The organism is Nocardioides ultimimeridianus (assembly GCF_054777895.1).
Genome location: NZ_BAAHAB010000021.1, coordinates 205891 through 220520 on the forward strand (window position 1 = coordinate 205891; position 14630 = coordinate 220520).

Consider the following 14630-nt stretch of genomic DNA (forward strand, 5'->3'; position numbering starts at 1 on the left):
CGCGAGCGCGTCGGCGCCGGCGGCGCCGCGCTGCCGCGCACCTTCGCGTGGCGGCAAGGCGAACGGCCCCGAGTCAGGGCGTCGGGGAGGCCGACTCGGTGGCCGACGGCGAGGTCGAGGAGACCGCGGTCTCCGTCGGTGTGGCGGTCGGGGTCGGCGACGCGGTCGACGACGTCTGACCGGTCGGGCTCGACGTCGGGGTCGGCGCCGCCGTGGTCGGGACCGCCGTGGTGGTCACGGTCGCGGTCACCGTCGGCGTCGGGGCGGGCTGCTTCCGGCTGCCCGTGGTGTCACCGAACAGGCCGGTCACCGAGGTCCGCTTGTCGGTGGTGGTCCCGCCGGTCAGCGACGACACACTCTTGCCGGCGAGCATCTCGAAGCCGCTGATCGCGAGCATCGCGACCACGAAGACCGCGGCCGAGAGCAGGGCGACCCGGCGCCAGGGAAGCGTCGCCAGCCCCCTCCTCGGCGCCGCGTGGGCGGCCGGCGGAGCGGGGTCGACGGACAGCGGCGCGGGCTCCGCGGGCTCCTCCTCGGTGCCGTCGTCGAGCTCGGAGGACGCGCCTTCGAGATGGGCGTCGGCGCGCGCGAGGTCGGAGGCGACGGTCGGGGAGTCGGAGCGGGCCGCCGCTCGGCGTACCTCCTGCTGGGCCTGGCCGACACGGTGCAGCGCCGTGGCCTGCACCTCGGCCATCTTGCGCCGGCTGGACTGGAGGGCCTGCTTGTAGAGCGCGGTGCTCACCGTGGCCACGACGCTGCCCAGCCCGGCGCCGACGAGGGTCCCGGCAGCGCCGAGGGTCGAGAGCAGCACCGCCACGGTGACCGCGGCGCCGGCGCCCGCGAGGACCGACGGCCAGTCGATCTTCGCCGGGGCGTCGTCCTGCTTCGTCATCGCCTACCAGTCTCGCGGGTGGTTCAAGAGACGCAGGTCTCAGGCGTCGGTGCCGTGCCGGGCGATGAAGGCCAGGATCTGCTCGGACAGCTCCGGGCGGCACACGATGACGTCGGGGAGGTAGACGTCGTCCTGGTTGTAGACCAGCTCGCTGCCGTCGACGCGCGAGGTGAACAGGCCGGCAGAGCGCGCGACAGCGACGGGGGCGGCCGAGTCCCACTCGTACTGACCGCCCGCGTGCACGTAGGCGTCCGCCACATCGCGCACGACCGACATCATCTTCACGCCCGCCGAGCCCATCGGGACCAGCTCCGCGTCGAGCTCCTCGGCGAGCGCCGCCACGAACGCCGGCGGCCGGCTGCGGGAGACGGCGATGCGGGGCCGGGCCGACGTGCGCGCCGGTACGACGGGTGGGGTGCCGGTGTTGAAGGTCTCCCCGATCACGGGCTGGGCGACAGCGCCCGCCACGAGCTCCCCGCCCTGCCAGAGCGCGACGTGCACGGCCCAGTCGTCGCGCGGCGGCTCGGAGAACTCCCGGGTGCCGTCCAGCGGGTCGACGATCCAGACGCGCTCGGCGCTCAGCCGGGCCTTGTCGTCCTTGCCCTCCTCGGAGAGCACGACGTCGTCGGGACGGTACGTCGCCAGCAGGTCCATCAGCAGGTGGTGCGCCGCCATGTCGCCGGCGTCCTTGAGCTCCTTGCCGGCCAGGCCCTCGGCACGGACCTCCAGCAGCCGGCGGCCGGCCACCTCGGCCAGCCACGCGGCGAGGCGGTGGTCGTCGGCGACGACCTCGGGGGACGGCGTACCAGGATCGAAAGTCACGGCGTCACCCTATCGAGGAGCCTGTCGGTGAGGACGAGGCCGCCTTGCCTTGCCGCCAGACCGAGGCAGGACCTACGAAATTCGACTGCGCGCGCTCGCGCAAATGTCATGAGTTGAAGCGGGACTGCGTCTTCTCGAGACCCTCGGTGATCAGGGACTCGACGGCGTCGGCGGCGCGGTCGACCTCGAACGGGAGGTCCTTGCGCTCGGTGGTGGAGTAGTTCGACAGCACGAAGTCGGCGACGTCCTGGCGGCCGGGCGGGCGCCCGATGCCGGACCGCACCCGGAAGAACTCACCCGAGCCGAACGAGCCGCGCAGGGACTTCAGGCCGTTGTGGCCGTTGTCGCCTCCGCCGCGCTTGACCCGGAGCTGGCCGAAGTCGATGTCGAGCTCGTCGTGGATGGCGATGATCCGCTCGGGGCCGACCTTGTAGAAGGTGGCGAGCGCCTTGATCGGGCCGCCGGTCTCGTTCATGTAGCTGCGCGACTTGGCCAGGACCACCCGCGGGCCGGGCGTGCCCGGAGCCCCCAGCCGCCCCTCGACCACGTCGGCGCGGCCGGTCTTGTGGGCGCGGAAGGGCGAGCCCATCCGGCGGGCGAGCTCATCGACCACCAGGTAGCCGATGTTGTGCCGGTGTCCGGCGTACGACGGGCCGGGATTGCCGAGGCCGACGACCAGCCACACGTCGGGCTGCTCGTCGGCCATCGGTCACTCCTGGTCGTCGGTCTCGTCGGTCTCGTCCGCGGGCCGGTCGGCTTCGACATCGGCCGGCGCGGAGGAGGGGGTGCTCCCCGGCCCGAGGGTGCGGACCGGGGAGATCAGCCGGCCCAGGAACCACCGGAGCCGACCGAACGGGTTCACTCCGAGTCGCCCTCGGCACCCTCGGCGGCGGCGTCGCCGGCCTCGGCGTCACCCTCGCCCTCGGCAGCCTCCGACTCCTCGCCGGTGTCGGCGGCCTGGGCCTCGGAGATGTGGACCATCAGGGTCTCGGCGTCGGTCAGCAGGGTCGAGCCCTTCGGCAGCGTCAGCGCGCCGGCCAGGATCTGGGTGCCGGCCTCGACGCCCTCGATGTCGACCTCGATCGACTCGGGGATGTGGGTGGCCTCGGCCTCGATCTGGACGGTGTTGTTCTCGATCTGGACCAGGGTGTCCCGGGCGGCCTCGCCGACGGTGAGGACGGGGACGTCGACGGTGACCTTCTCGCCGCGCTTGACGGTGACGAAGTCGACGTGCTCGAGGACGCGGCGGACCGGGTCGACCTGGACGGCCTTGGTCAGCGCGAGCTGGGTCTTGCCGTCGATCTCGATCTCGAGCAGCGCGTTGGCGCCGCCGTGCTTGATCGCCATCATCGTGTCGTGGCCGGGCATGGTCACGTGGATGGGGTCGTTGCCGTGGCCGTAGATGACCGCGGGGATCTTGTTCTCGCGGCGGATGCGGCGGGCGGCACCCTTGCCGAACTCGGTGCGGGCCTCAGCCTTGATGGTCTCGGTGCTCATGCGCTTCTCCTGTACGGGGTGGGATCTCGGGGCCCGGCGAGGCACGACGGCCCCGACATCGGGCCCTGTCGATCACGGAGTCATCACGCGGGATGCTCCCTCGCCGAGGCAACCTGAAGAGTCTAGGCACGGCACCGCCGGTCGGGCCAATCCACGGGCGGGTTCCTAGAGTGAGGCCGTGCCCCTGACCCTCACCGAGGCGCGCGAGCGAGCCGCCCTGCTGTCCGACGTCCACACCGTCGTCCACCTCGACCTGACCTCGACCGAGTCCTACGTGGTCGAGGCGGAGGTCCGGTTCCGGTGCTCGACGCCGGGCGCCACGACGTTCCTCGAGCTGGCCGGAGCACGAGACGTCACCGTCGACGGCTCCCCCGCGACGGCGTACGACGGCCAGCGGATCCCGCTCGATGTGGACACTGACAACATCGTCCGGGTGCGGGCCACGCTGCCCTATGTCACCGACGGCGACGGGATGACCGTGACGACCGATCCGGCCGACGGCGAGCGGTACGTCTGCGCGTTCACCGGGATGGACATCGCCCACCACGTGCTCCCCTGCTTCGACCAGCCCGACCTGAAGACCACGTTCACGGTCTCGGTCACCGCGCCCGCGCGCTGGACCGTGCTGGCCAACGGGCCGACCCTCGGCACCGAGATCGGTGGCGACGCGCGGCGCTGGTCGTTCGGCACGACGCCGCCCATCTCGACGTACCTCTTCTTCGTGGCGGCTGGTCCCTGGGTCGGCGAGACCTGGGACGAGCCGTACGCCGCCGCACCCGGAGGGACGCTGCCCTTCGGCTGGTACGCCCGCGCCTCGCAGGAGCCCGCGCTGCGCCGCGACGCCGCCGAGCTGCGCCGGATCACCAGCACCTGCTTCGCGCACTACACGACGGTGTTCGAGCCGGCGTACCCCTTCGCCGACTACCAGCAGATCTTCACGCCCGGACTGAACTGGGGCGCGATGGAGTACCCCGGCTGCGTCGCCTTCCGCGACGAGTACCTCGTCGCCGGCACCCCGACGGCGATGCAGCGGGAGTGGCTCGCCACCACGATCGCCCACGAGATGGCGCACATGTGGTTCGGCGACCTGGTCACCATGCGGTGGTGGGAGGACTCCTGGCTCAACGAGTCCTTCGCCGACTTCATGGGGTACGACGTCGCGGCGACCGCCGCCGGGTACGACGACGCCTGGACCGGCGCGGCCCTCACCCGCAAGCCCACCGGCTACCGCGCCGACCTGCGCCGCTCCTCGCACCCGGTGGCCGAGGACGCCGAGCGGATGCCGGACGCCGACACCGCCTTCGCCAACTTCGACATGATCACCTACGCCAAGGGCAACGCGGTGCTGCGCCAGCTCGGGATCTGGCTGGGCGACGACTTCCTGGCCGGGGTCAACCGGCACCTGAGCGCGCACGCGTTCGGGAACGCCACGCTCGCCGACTTCCTCGACTCGCTCGACGCGGCGACCGACCGCGACGTGCGCGATTGGGCCGGGAAGTGGCTGCGCAGCACGGGATTCGACACGATCGAGGTCACCCGCGACGACACGGTCCCGGTGCTCACCCGGACCGGCACCCGGCCGCACCGCCTGTCCGTCGCCGCGTTCGACGGCTCGCGCGAGGTGGGCCGCGTTCTGGTGGACCTGGCCGACGAGCCGGTGCGGCTCCCGGCCTTCGCCGGACGGGCCGTGGTCGTCAACGCGGGCGACGAGACGTTCGCCGCCGTCCGGCCGGACGAGGAGTCCCGGGACGCGACGGCCGCCGGCCTGTCGGCGTACGCCGAGCCGCTGCTGCGGGCCGTGCTCTGGTGGCAGGCGCTGGAGCGGGTGGAGTCAGGGGTCGACTCGCTGGCCGACCTCGGCACCCTGCTCACCCGGCACCTGGTGCCCGAGCGCGAGCCACTGATCGTCGAGGGCGTGCTGAGCACGGTGCAGCGCATCATCCGGCTGTACGCCGATCCGCCGGCCGCCGCCGCGCTCTCCGAGCAGGTCGCCGAGGTGGCCCGCGCGGCCCTCGCGTCCGAGGTGCCGGCGCTCGCTCCGGCGGCGGCGCGGGCACTCGCCGCAGCCAGCGACGACGTGGAGCAGCTCTGCTCGTGGCTGACCGACCCGCCGGCGTACGTCGACCAGCAGGTGCGCTGGGTCGTGATCCGTCGCCTGGCGGAGCTGCGCCACATCGGCTTCCTGGCAGCCGAGGAGCGCCGGGACCGCTCGGTCTCGGGCCACCACGCCGCCCTGACCGCCCGGGCCGCGATCGGGACGGCGGCCGCCAAGGCGGCGGCCTGGGACCTGCTGGTGTCGGGGAGACTCACCAACCACGAGTTCACCGCGGTGGCCCAGGGGTTCTGGAGCGACGCCGACCTGGTGGCGCCGTACCTGGACCGCTACCTCACCGAGGGGCTCGCCCTGGCGCGGTCGTCGGGCCAGGCGATGGGCCAGATCATCGGGCGCGCGTTCCCCCTGCTGCCGATGCCGCACCGGCAGCGCCGGGAGCTGCGGGACCGTCTCGCGGCCACGCTGGAGGGCGACGTCCCGACCGTCCTGGCCCGCGCGTGGAACGACGCGCTCGACGACCTCGACCGGGCGCTCGGGACCTGCTGACGCCGGCCGGATACTCCTTTATACTTCGGCGAAGTATAAAGAGGTATCGGCTCTGCGGAGGGCGACGATGGCGACCAGGGCGACAGCGGCCAACCCGTACACGCCCGGGCAGGTCCCCCGCATCCTCGCCGGCCGCACCGTCGAGATGCGCAGGATCGAGGGCGTGCTGGCGCGGGTCGCCACCTACGGCGAGCTCGGCGGGCCGCTGATGGTGTTCCACGCACCCCGCGGCCTCGGCAAGACGTCGCTGCTGCGGGCCGGCCAGCGACGGGCGGCCGAGGCCGGGTTCGTGTCGGCATGGGTCGCCTGCTCGCGCCAGCGGCCGGTCCTGCCGGAGATCGCGCACAGCATCGGCCAGGCGCTCGAGCAGGCCGACGCCGTACCTCCCGGAGCCGCCGGCACGCGGTGGCGCGGCCGCCTGGAGCGACTGACCGTGGAGGTCGGCCTGCCCGGCGCGAAGGTGCAGGCCGAGGTGGCCCGCGACGAGTCGGCGGCACCCGCGCCGGCGACGATCGGCCTGCTGGAGTCGCTGCTCCACGAGGCCGCCGCATCGGTACGTCGCCGCGGCGGCGCCGGCCTGCTGCTCGTCCTCGACGAGCTGCACACCGCATCCGCCGACGACATGTCGGTGCTGCTCAACGTGCTGCAGAACCTCGACGGCGACCGCGCCGAGAACCCTCTCGCCGCGCTGGCGGCCGGCCTGCCCGTGACCCCCGAGGCGCTCACGAGGGCGGCCACCTTCGGGGAGCGCAGCACGTTCGTCTCCCTCGACGTGCTGTCCGACGTCGACGCCCGCTCGGCGCTGCTCGCCCCGGCTGAGGCCGAGGGCGTCGGGTGGTCGGCGGCGGCGCTCGACGCGATCGTCGCCGAGTCGCACGGCTACCCCTACCTGATCCAGCTGCTCGGCAGCACCACCTGGGACGCAGCCGAGCCGTCGCCGGGCTCGCGGCTGACGATGACCGCGGTCCGGCGCGGGCTGCCGACCGCCCGCGACCAGCTCACCGCGATGCACCGCGCGCGCTGGGGCGCGGCGTCGCGCCTGGAGAAGCAGTTCCTCGCCGCGATGGCCCGGGCCGGCGACGGCAACATCACCCGGGCCTCCATCGCCGCCCTGATGGGCGTCGACTCGCGCGCCATCAGCGTCCCGCGCGAACGGCTGATCGACAAGGGCGTGATCGAGCCGGTCGGTCACGGCCTGGTCCGGTTCACCCTTCCCGGGTTCGGGGAGTTCGTCCGCGGCCTGGACGAGGCCTGACCCGTCTCTTCGGGATTCAGCTCACCGTGGCCGACCGCACCGCGGACTGACCCGCGAGGTTGCCCGACGCGGCGGCGACCTTGACGAACACCTTCCAGGTGCCCTTGCTCGGCACCCGGTAGGAGAGCTTGTAGCTGCCGTCGGAGTGCACCTTCGAGGTCGCGAGCAGGCTCGCCCCGGTCGCGGTCTTCCGCCACAGGCTCACGGCGACGCCCGGCTTGTGCGGCTTCGTCACGCCCGACGCCACGAGGCTCTGCCCCTTCTTGATGGTCGAGTCCGCGAGGCCGATGGTGACCGCCGTGCGCACCTTGACCGTGACGGTCGTGGAGGTGCCGGAGAGGCAGCACGACGACCCGGCCACGAACCAGCGGTACGACGTCTGGACGACCGGCTTCACCGCGACCGCCGCGGCGCTGCCGCCCGCGGTCACGGTCTTGATCGTGCGCCAGGTCGACGATCCGTACGCCTTGGCCTGCAGGTCGACCGACTGGCTCGAGGATCCCTGCAGCTTGATCGACGCCGATCCGCCGGCGGTGATGGCTGCGGGCGCGGCACCCATGGTCGCCGTCGAGTTCAGCTTCTCGAAGTCGTAGGTGGTCACCGACCCGGACGGGCCCGCCTCGAGGTCGTCGTAGTAGTACGGCGTGCCCTCCGGGACGTCACAGCCGAAGGCGAAACCGGCGAAGCTGTCCGCCGGCGCTCCCCCGTGAGCGGCGTTGAAGGCGGCGACGGTCGCGGTCTGCGGGCTGCCGATCTTCGTGTACGGGAAGTTGGAGCCGTCCCACTCCTGCCACGAGTACGACGTGGACGGCGTCACGCTGACGGTCGACCAGGAGGGGGTGACGTGGCCCGTGCCCGCCACGGAGGCGGTGCCGATCCAGAACTGCGTGTCAGCCGTCGCGTCCTGCGTCGCCGTGTCGATCACGGCCACGCCGGAACCGGCGCCGTACACGGCGAGGCGTTGGTTCTCCACCACCGCCGCGTCTGCCGTCTCCACCGCGGGGCCGTACTGACCCGGCACGGCGCCGAGGTCCTCGATGCCCCACGACACCTCGCCCTTGACCGGCGACGGGTTCGAGCCCGTGATGTGGAACGCCGGCTGGACCCCCGTCGAGTCCAGGCCCCCACTGCAGTCGATGAGGATGTTGAAGGGGTTGGACGACTGCAGGTCGCGCACGGTCACCGTGCTGTCGGCGTACGCCGGCGGCGACCACACCACGGCGAAGGAGAGGGCCGCAGCAGCGGCGAGGATTCGACGGGGCATGACGCCTCCCGGGTCGGCTGGATATGCCGTCGTCCCCGAGGGCGAACCCTCACATGGTGAACCTGCCCGCGGGCGCGGGCAAGCGATTCGGCCGAATTAGGCCTGGCCGTCGAACATCGAGGTGACCGAGCCGTCCTCGAAGACCTCCCGGATGGCGCGCGCGACCAGCGGCGCGATCGACAGCGTCGTCAGCTTGTCGAACTGCTTCTCCGGCGGCAGCGGGAGCGTGTTGGTCACGACGATCTCGAGCGCGGGGCTGTTCTTGAGCCGGTCGACGGCCGGGTCGGAGAGGATCGCGTGGGTGGCGCAGATGATCACGCCCGCGGCACCGTCGGCCATCAGGGCCTCGGCGGCCTTCACGATGGTGCCACCGGTGTCGATCATGTCGTCGGTGAGGACGCAGATGCGGCCCTTGACGTCGCCGACGACCCGGTTCGCGACGACCTCGTTCGCGACATCGGTGCGCCGGGTCTTGTGGATGAAGGCCAGCGGTACGCCGCCGAGCTTGGCCGCCCACTTCTCCGCGACCTTGATCCGGCCGGCGTCCGGGGAGACCACGGCGAGCTCGCCGAGCTGTCCGTCGCCGTACTTGCTCTTGATGTAGTCGGTCAGGACCGGCAGCGCCATCAGGTGGTCGACGGGGCCGTCGAAGTAGCCCTGGAGCTGGTCGGCGTGCAGGTCGACGGAGATGATCCGGTCGGCGCCGGCGGTCTTGAACATGTCGGCGACCAGCCGGGCGGAGATCGGCTCGCGGCCCTGGTGCTTCTTGTCCTGGCGGCTGTAGCCCCAGAACGGCATGACCACGGTGATCCGCTTGGCCGAGGCGCGCTTGAGCGCGTCCACCATGATCAGGTGCTCCATGATCCACTGGTTGATCGGCGTGGTGTGGCTCTGGATCACGAACGCGTCGCAGCCGCGGACGGACTCCTGGTAGCGGATGTAGATCTCGCCGTTGGCGAAGTCCCGCGCGTCGGTGGGCACCAGGTCGGTCTCGAGCAGCGCCGCGACCTCGTCGGCCAGCTCGAGGTGCGCCCGTCCGGAGAAGACCATCAGGTTCTTCTCGGTGGTCTTCTTCAGTCCAGCCACGCTGTGCTCCCCAGCTCGCCCAATGGGTCCTGATCAGGATTGTGCCTGCTCGCCGGGTTCGCTCCCAAGCCCCGGTCCGTTTTGGGACTGTTCACCGTGACCGTCGCCACCGATGGCGGCCGCCGCGGCGTCCCCCTGGGCCGTCCCGGCACGCCGGGACTGCGCCCAGCCGAGGACGTTGCGCTGCGGTCCGGCGCTCACCGCCAGCGCCCCGGGAGGTACGTCGTCGCGCACGACCGTGCCCGCTCCGGTGCCCGCCCCGTCGCCGATCGTGACCGGTGCGACGAAGGTGCTGTTCGACCCGGTCTTCGCGTGCCGACCGACGGTGATGCGGTGCTTCGCGACGCCGTCGTAGTTGGCGAAGATCGTGCCGGCGCCGATGTTGGTGCCCTCGCCGATCTCCGCGTCGCCGACGTAGGACAGATGCGGGACCTTGGCGCCGTCGCCGATGCTCGCGTTCTTGGTCTCCACGAAGGCGCCAATCTTGCCGCCGGCGCCGAGCGTGGTGCCGGGACGCAGGTAGGAGAAGGGGCCGACGGTGGCGCCGTCCCCGATCACGGCGAGTTGGCCGTGGGTGCGGACCACCCGGGCGCCCGCGCCGATCTCGCAGTCCTCGAGCGTGGTGTCCGGCCCGATGACCGCGTCCTCGCCGACCGAGGTGGCGCCGAGCAGCTGGACCCCGGGGAGGATCGTGACGTCCGGCGCGAGCGTCACGTCAGCCTCGATCCAGGTCGTCGCCGGGTCCATGACGCTGACGCCCTCGCGCATCCAGCGGGTCACGGTGCGGCGGTTCAGCTCCGCGCCCAGGGCGGCGAGCTGGGCGCGGTCGTTGGCGCCCTCGGTCTGCCACACGTCCTCGATCGGGTACGCCGAGACGGGCAGCCCCGCCTCGCGCGCGAGCCCGATCGCGTCGGTCAGGTAGTACTCGCCGTTCGCGTTGTCGTTGCCGATCCGGCCGACCGCGTCCAGCAGGAAGCGCGCCTCGAAGGCGAGGATCCCGGAGTTGATCTCGGTGATCCGGCGCTGCTCCTCGGAGGCGTCCTTCTCCTCGACGATCGCCTCGACGGTGCCGTCCTCGGAGCGGACGACCCGGCCGTAGCCGCGCGGGTTCTCGACGACCCCGCTGAGGATGCTGACGGCGGCGCCCGCGTCGTGGTGGGCCGCCACGAAGGCGGCCAGCGTCCCGCCCTCGAGCAGCGGGGTGTCTCCGTACGCGATCAGGACGGTGCCCTCCGGACCCACTCCCCCGAGCTCCTGCAGGGCGATCCGGACGGCGTGGCCGGTGCCGAGCTGCTCGTCCTGGACCGCCAGCACGACGCCCGGCAGCGACTCGGCCACGTGCGGGCCGACCTGCTCGCGCTGGTGCCCGACGACCGCGACGACGCCTGCCGGTGAGAGCGAGGCGACCGCGCGGAGGACGTGGCCGATCATCGACCGGCCCCCGATCCGGTGCAGCACCTTGGGGGTCTTGGACTTCATCCGGGTCCCGCCGCCCGCGGCGAGGACGATCACGGTGAGCTGGTCGGTCACGCGTGTCAGCCTAGCCGCGGGCGGGACGGCCTCAGCAGGCCTCGCCCGCCGGCGTCCGTCCGTGGTGGCCGAACCCGAAGGCGGCCAGCAGCGCCGCGATCGCGAAGCTGATGCCACCGAGGGCGAAGGCGATCTCGTAGGCGTGCTCGGTCGGCAGCGCGACCGCGCCGGCAGGCGTGGCGTAGCTGGCGGTCGAGCTGGTGAGCACCGTGATCACGATGGCCGAGCCGATCGCACCGCCGATGGTCCGCATGATCGAGTTGACCGAGTTGGCGACACCGGTGTCGGCGAGCTCGACGTGCTGGGCGAGCAGGGCCGGCATGGCGGCGTACGCCACGGCGATCGCGGCGTTGCCGACGACCAGGGCGAGGATGAACTCCGCGCTGTTGCCGTGCAGCAGCGTCAGCGAGCTCAGCGAGGCGACGCCCAGCAGGCTCGCGACGAGCAGCACCGGCCGGGCGCCGAAGCGGACCACGAAGCGGCCGGAGACCGGACCCAGCGGGATCGACAGGAGCGTCCCCGGCAGCATGTAGACGACGCTGGTGCGCAGCACGCTCGCGCCGAAGCCGAAGCCGGTCAGGACGTCCGGGGTCTGCACGAAGTACGTGGCGCCGAGGAACACGCTGAACATCGCGAAGCCGACGAACAGCGAGGCCAGGTTGGTCGCCAGCACGGGCCGGTGGGACAGCAGGTCCAGCTTGATCAGCGGGGTCGCGGTGCGGTGCTGCAGCACGCCGAAGCCGGCCAGCACGACGACCGAGCCCGCGAACATGCCGAGGGTCGTCACCGAGGTCCAGCCCCACTCGTGGCCCTGCGAGATCGGCAGCAGCAGGAGCATCAGGCCGGTGGCCAGGACGGCGGCACCGCGGTAGTCGACCGAGCCGCCCTGTCCGGCACGGCGCGGGAGGACGAGGGCGCTGATCGCGAGCATCGCCAGCGACGCGGCGGCGGTCAGCCAGAAGATCCGGTGGAAGTCGCCGTCGTGCTGGGTCAGCACGCCGGTCGCGACCAGCGCGAACCCGCCGCCGAGACCGAGCGCGGAGGCGGCCACGGCCATGCCGTGGTGCATGCGCTCCGCGGGCAGCTCCTGGCGGAGCACGCTGATCGCGAGCGGGAACAGGCCGAAGCTCGCGCCCTGCAGCGCCCGGCCGGCGATGAGCACGCCGATGTTGTCGGCGGTGGCGGCGACGATGCTGCCGACCAGGGTCAGCCCGAGGACGACCAGGATCACGCGGCGGTTGCCGAGGACGTCGCCGAGGCGGCCGAACAGCGGGGTCACCGCGGCGGCGGTGAGCATCGTCGCGGTCGAGACCCAGCCGACGGTGGTCGCGGCCGCACCCAGCTGGGTGCCGATGAGGGTGAGCGCCGGGACGACGACCGTCTGGATCAGGGAGAGCAGGAAGACGTTCGCCGCCATGGCGGGAAGGACGAGCCGTGAGTACGTCGCGGGGCCGCTGTGGTGGCGGGCCGAGGGCGCCTCGACGGCAGCTGTGGTGTCGAGGGTGGTGGTCATGAATCGAGAGTGACACAGTAATCGACACTGTGTCGATTTTCGACGACGTGACGTCAAACACGAACGACGCATCGTCGAGAACGCGTAGACTCGGGGCATGACCGCCTCGTCCACCACCGTGCGCCGCCGCAGCGGCCCGACCAAGGGCGACCAGCGCGAGCAGGCCATCCTCGAGGCGACGCGCTCACTGCTCACACACCGCAACGTCAACGACCTCACCATCGACGCGATCGCGAAGGCGGCCGGCGTCTCGCGCACGGCGTTCTACTTCTACTTCCCCACCAAGCAGGCCGTCGTCGCCGCGCTCCTGGACGGGCTCTGGGAGCAGTTCGGCAGCACCCACGGCTGGTTCGACAGCGAGGGCGCCGACCGCGCGGGCCTGCTCGAGCACCACCACCTGGTCGCCCAGGTCTGGCGCGAGCACCTGCCGATCCTCACCTGCACCACCGGTGCGGTCGAGTACCAGCCGCTCGTGGAGTGGGTCGAGCGGGCGCGCACCCGCCTGGTCACCGGCCTCGCCGCGAAGATCCAGCGCGACCAGGACTCCGGCGTCGCCCCGACGGGCGTCGGCGCCACCGCACTCGCGGAGATGATCGCCGACCTGCGCGAGACCCGGATGCGGGCGATCGCCCAGCTCCGCGGTGCGGCGTACGACGCCGCGGTCGCCGACCTCACCGAGGTCGTGCTGCGGATCGTCTACGGCACCGCCTGATCGCCCCTGACACGCACGACGCCCGCCCCGGCAGAGCCGGGACGGGCGTCGTACTCACTGCTGGGGATCAGAAGGCGCCGGTGCCGTTCGGCGTACCGAGGCCGGTCGGGCCGTCCCACCCGGCCCGGGCGTTGCACCACTGGGTGGTGGGGCAGGTGCCGTTGGAGCCGGAGGTGACGTCGTACAGGTTGGCCGCGTGGGCGTAGGGCACGGCGTTCGGGTAGCCGGCGGTGTTGCCCGAGAGGGCGTAGACCGAGGCGATGATCGGCGAGGACTCGCTGGTGCCACCGACCTGCGCCCACGTGGACGCGGTCTTGCTGGTCGGGTAGTAGACCGCCATGCCGCCCTGGCCCGGGTCGGCCGCGGCGGCCACGTCGGCCATCGCGCGCTTCGCGCAGCCGGTGTTGTACGACGAGGCCGCCGACAGCGCGGTGTTGTACGTCGAGCAGCCCGAGCCGGCGCCGCTCCACACGGTCTCGGTCCAGCCACGCGCGTTGGAGGCCGGGGCCAGCGAGGTGCCGCCGACGGCGGTCACGTAGGACGAGGACGCCGGGTAGGAGCCGCCCTGGTAGCCGTTGTCGCCGGTCGACGCGGTGACCGCGATGCCCGGGTGGTTGTAGTAGGTGCCGTAGGTCGAGTCGGCCGCGTCGCCGCCGCCGTAGCTGTTGGAGATCGCGACCACGCCGGCCTGCTTGGCGGCGGTGTTCACGGCAGCGCCGAGGTCGGCGAAGCTGGCCGACTTGGCCTGGACCATGACGATCTTGCAGTCGGGGCAGATCGCGGAGACCGCGTCGACGTCGAGCGCCTGCTCACCGGCCCAGCCGGTGTTGAACCGCGGCAGGCTGGTGCCGCCGTTCTCGTCGATGACCTTGAGGCAGCCGCTCGCGGAGGTGCAGGCCGGGAGGCCGAAGTAGGAGCGGTAGGTCGCGAGGTCGCGCTCCAGGTTGGGGTAGCCGTAGGCGTCGACGATGGCGACGGTCCGGCCGCCCGAGCTGGTGCCGCCCAGGTTGTAGGCGGAACGCAGGTTGGCCGGGGTCATCGCTCCGGCGGCGGGCGTCGTGCTGTTCGGCACGACGCCGGCGGAGCTGACCAGGACCTTGGCGTCGCACGCCGCGTGACCGGCGACGGCCGCCGCGCACGCGCGCTGCGCGTGGAGGGCGACGGGCTTCGCGTGGGCGTCGGCCGCGGTGGCAGCCAGCCCGGTGGCCACGAGCGCACTCACACCGAGCGCAGCCAGAACTCTTCTCATCGTGGGGTTCCTCCCGGATCGAGATCGTGCCGCCCGAACAGGCAGCGCATCACGTTCTATCGCCTGGTCGCCCCGCCGTCCAGGCCCGTTCGGACGATCTTCACCTTCATCTTCCTGCAATGCGTACGCATGAGTGTCCTTCTGCCGTCGATCCGGGTGAACATCGCAAGAAGTTCCGGCGCGCACTGGCGTCGGCCGTAGCGGTCGGACT

13 protein-coding genes are annotated in these 14630 nt (G+C 72.2%); 3 read left to right on the forward strand and 10 right to left on the reverse strand.

Annotated elements, in window-relative coordinates:
* Nucleotides 1-73: 73 nt before the first annotated feature.
* The 5 genes from ACYU8V_RS18990 to ACYU8V_RS19010 form a co-directional block, all read right to left on the reverse strand.
* Complete coding sequence (locus tag ACYU8V_RS18990) at nucleotides 74-892, reverse strand: hypothetical protein (RefSeq protein ID WP_460849559.1); 819 nt, start codon at nucleotides 890-892, stop codon at nucleotides 74-76.
* 39 nt (nucleotides 893-931) lie between these two features.
* Nucleotides 932-1714, reverse strand: coding sequence for a 3'(2'),5'-bisphosphate nucleotidase CysQ (locus tag ACYU8V_RS18995; protein ID WP_460849560.1), 783 nt, complete (start codon nucleotides 1712-1714; stop codon nucleotides 932-934).
* Between the two features lie 106 nt (nucleotides 1715-1820).
* Nucleotides 1821-2420: an aminoacyl-tRNA hydrolase gene (gene pth, locus ACYU8V_RS19000; RefSeq protein ID WP_460849561.1), complete on the reverse strand. Its 600-nt coding sequence runs from the start codon at nucleotides 2418-2420 to the stop codon at nucleotides 1821-1823.
* Between the two features lie 3 nt (nucleotides 2421-2423).
* A complete protein-coding gene (locus ACYU8V_RS19005) occupies nucleotides 2424-2576 on the reverse strand; it encodes a hypothetical protein (RefSeq protein WP_460849563.1) in 153 nt (50 codons plus the stop codon).
* Nucleotides 2573-3211, reverse strand: coding sequence for a 50S ribosomal protein L25/general stress protein Ctc (locus tag ACYU8V_RS19010; protein WP_460849564.1), 639 nt, complete (start codon nucleotides 3209-3211; stop codon nucleotides 2573-2575). Before ACYU8V_RS19010 ends, ACYU8V_RS19005 begins: the two co-directional genes overlap by 4 nt.
* Before the next feature lie 178 nt (nucleotides 3212-3389).
* Here ACYU8V_RS19010 and pepN point away from each other — a divergent pair, with 178 nt between their 5' ends.
* Complete coding sequence (gene pepN, locus ACYU8V_RS19015; RefSeq protein ID WP_460849566.1) at nucleotides 3390-5810, forward strand: aminopeptidase N; 2421 nt, start codon at nucleotides 3390-3392, stop codon at nucleotides 5808-5810.
* A gap of 67 nt (nucleotides 5811-5877) precedes the next feature.
* Nucleotides 5878-7065: an ATP-binding protein gene (locus ACYU8V_RS19020; RefSeq protein WP_460849567.1), complete on the forward strand. Its 1188-nt coding sequence runs from the start codon at nucleotides 5878-5880 to the stop codon at nucleotides 7063-7065.
* 16 nt (nucleotides 7066-7081) lie between these two features.
* Here ACYU8V_RS19020 and ACYU8V_RS19025 read toward each other — a convergent pair whose 3' ends face one another.
* The 4 genes from ACYU8V_RS19025 to ACYU8V_RS19040 form a co-directional block, all read right to left on the reverse strand.
* Entirely contained in the window at nucleotides 7082-8329 is a 1248-nt protein-coding gene (locus tag ACYU8V_RS19025; protein WP_460849569.1) for a hypothetical protein, read from the reverse strand.
* Between the two features lie 96 nt (nucleotides 8330-8425).
* Nucleotides 8426-9415, reverse strand: a complete 990-nt coding sequence (locus tag ACYU8V_RS19030; RefSeq protein WP_460849571.1) for a ribose-phosphate diphosphokinase — start codon at nucleotides 9413-9415, stop codon at nucleotides 8426-8428.
* A 33-nt stretch (nucleotides 9416-9448) separates the two neighbouring features.
* A complete protein-coding gene (glmU, locus tag ACYU8V_RS19035) occupies nucleotides 9449-10945 on the reverse strand; it encodes a bifunctional UDP-N-acetylglucosamine diphosphorylase/glucosamine-1-phosphate N-acetyltransferase GlmU (RefSeq protein WP_460849573.1) in 1497 nt (498 codons plus the stop codon).
* 31 nt (nucleotides 10946-10976) lie between these two features.
* On the reverse strand, nucleotides 10977-12458 hold the full coding sequence (locus ACYU8V_RS19040) for an MFS transporter (protein ID WP_460849574.1): 1482 nt from the start codon (nucleotides 12456-12458) through the stop codon (nucleotides 10977-10979).
* A gap of 97 nt (nucleotides 12459-12555) precedes the next feature.
* On the opposite strand from ACYU8V_RS19040, the gene ACYU8V_RS19045 reads away from it, so the two are divergent.
* The gene (locus tag ACYU8V_RS19045; protein ID WP_460849575.1) at nucleotides 12556-13170 is read left to right on the forward strand and encodes a TetR/AcrR family transcriptional regulator; all 615 of its coding nucleotides are present in this window, start codon (nucleotides 12556-12558) and stop codon (nucleotides 13168-13170) included.
* Nucleotides 13171-13237: 67 nt separating this feature from the next.
* Here ACYU8V_RS19045 and ACYU8V_RS19050 read toward each other — a convergent pair whose 3' ends face one another.
* Entirely contained in the window at nucleotides 13238-14419 is a 1182-nt protein-coding gene (locus tag ACYU8V_RS19050) for a S53 family peptidase (RefSeq protein WP_460849577.1), read from the reverse strand.
* Between the last annotated feature and the right edge of the window lie 211 nt (nucleotides 14420-14630).

Coding starts and splice junctions, on each gene's coding strand:
- ACYU8V_RS19025 (WP_460849569.1), bottom strand. CDS start 8,329: ATGCCCCGTCGAATCCTCGCCGCTGCTGCGGCCCTCTCCTTCGCCGTG.
- ACYU8V_RS19020 (WP_460849567.1), top strand. CDS start 5,878: ATGGCGACCAGGGCGACAGCGGCCAACCCGTACACGCCCGGGCAGGTC.
- ACYU8V_RS19010 (WP_460849564.1), bottom strand. CDS start 3,211: ATGAGCACCGAGACCATCAAGGCTGAGGCCCGCACCGAGTTCGGCAAG.
- pth (WP_460849561.1), bottom strand. CDS start 2,420: ATGGCCGACGAGCAGCCCGACGTGTGGCTGGTCGTCGGCCTCGGCAAT.
- ACYU8V_RS18990 (WP_460849559.1), bottom strand. CDS start 892: ATGACGAAGCAGGACGACGCCCCGGCGAAGATCGACTGGCCGTCGGTC.
- ACYU8V_RS19040 (WP_460849574.1), bottom strand. CDS start 12,458: ATGACCACCACCCTCGACACCACAGCTGCCGTCGAGGCGCCCTCGGCC.
- ACYU8V_RS19050 (WP_460849577.1), bottom strand. CDS start 14,419: ATGAGAAGAGTTCTGGCTGCGCTCGGTGTGAGTGCGCTCGTGGCCACC.
- ACYU8V_RS19045 (WP_460849575.1), top strand. CDS start 12,556: ATGACCGCCTCGTCCACCACCGTGCGCCGCCGCAGCGGCCCGACCAAG.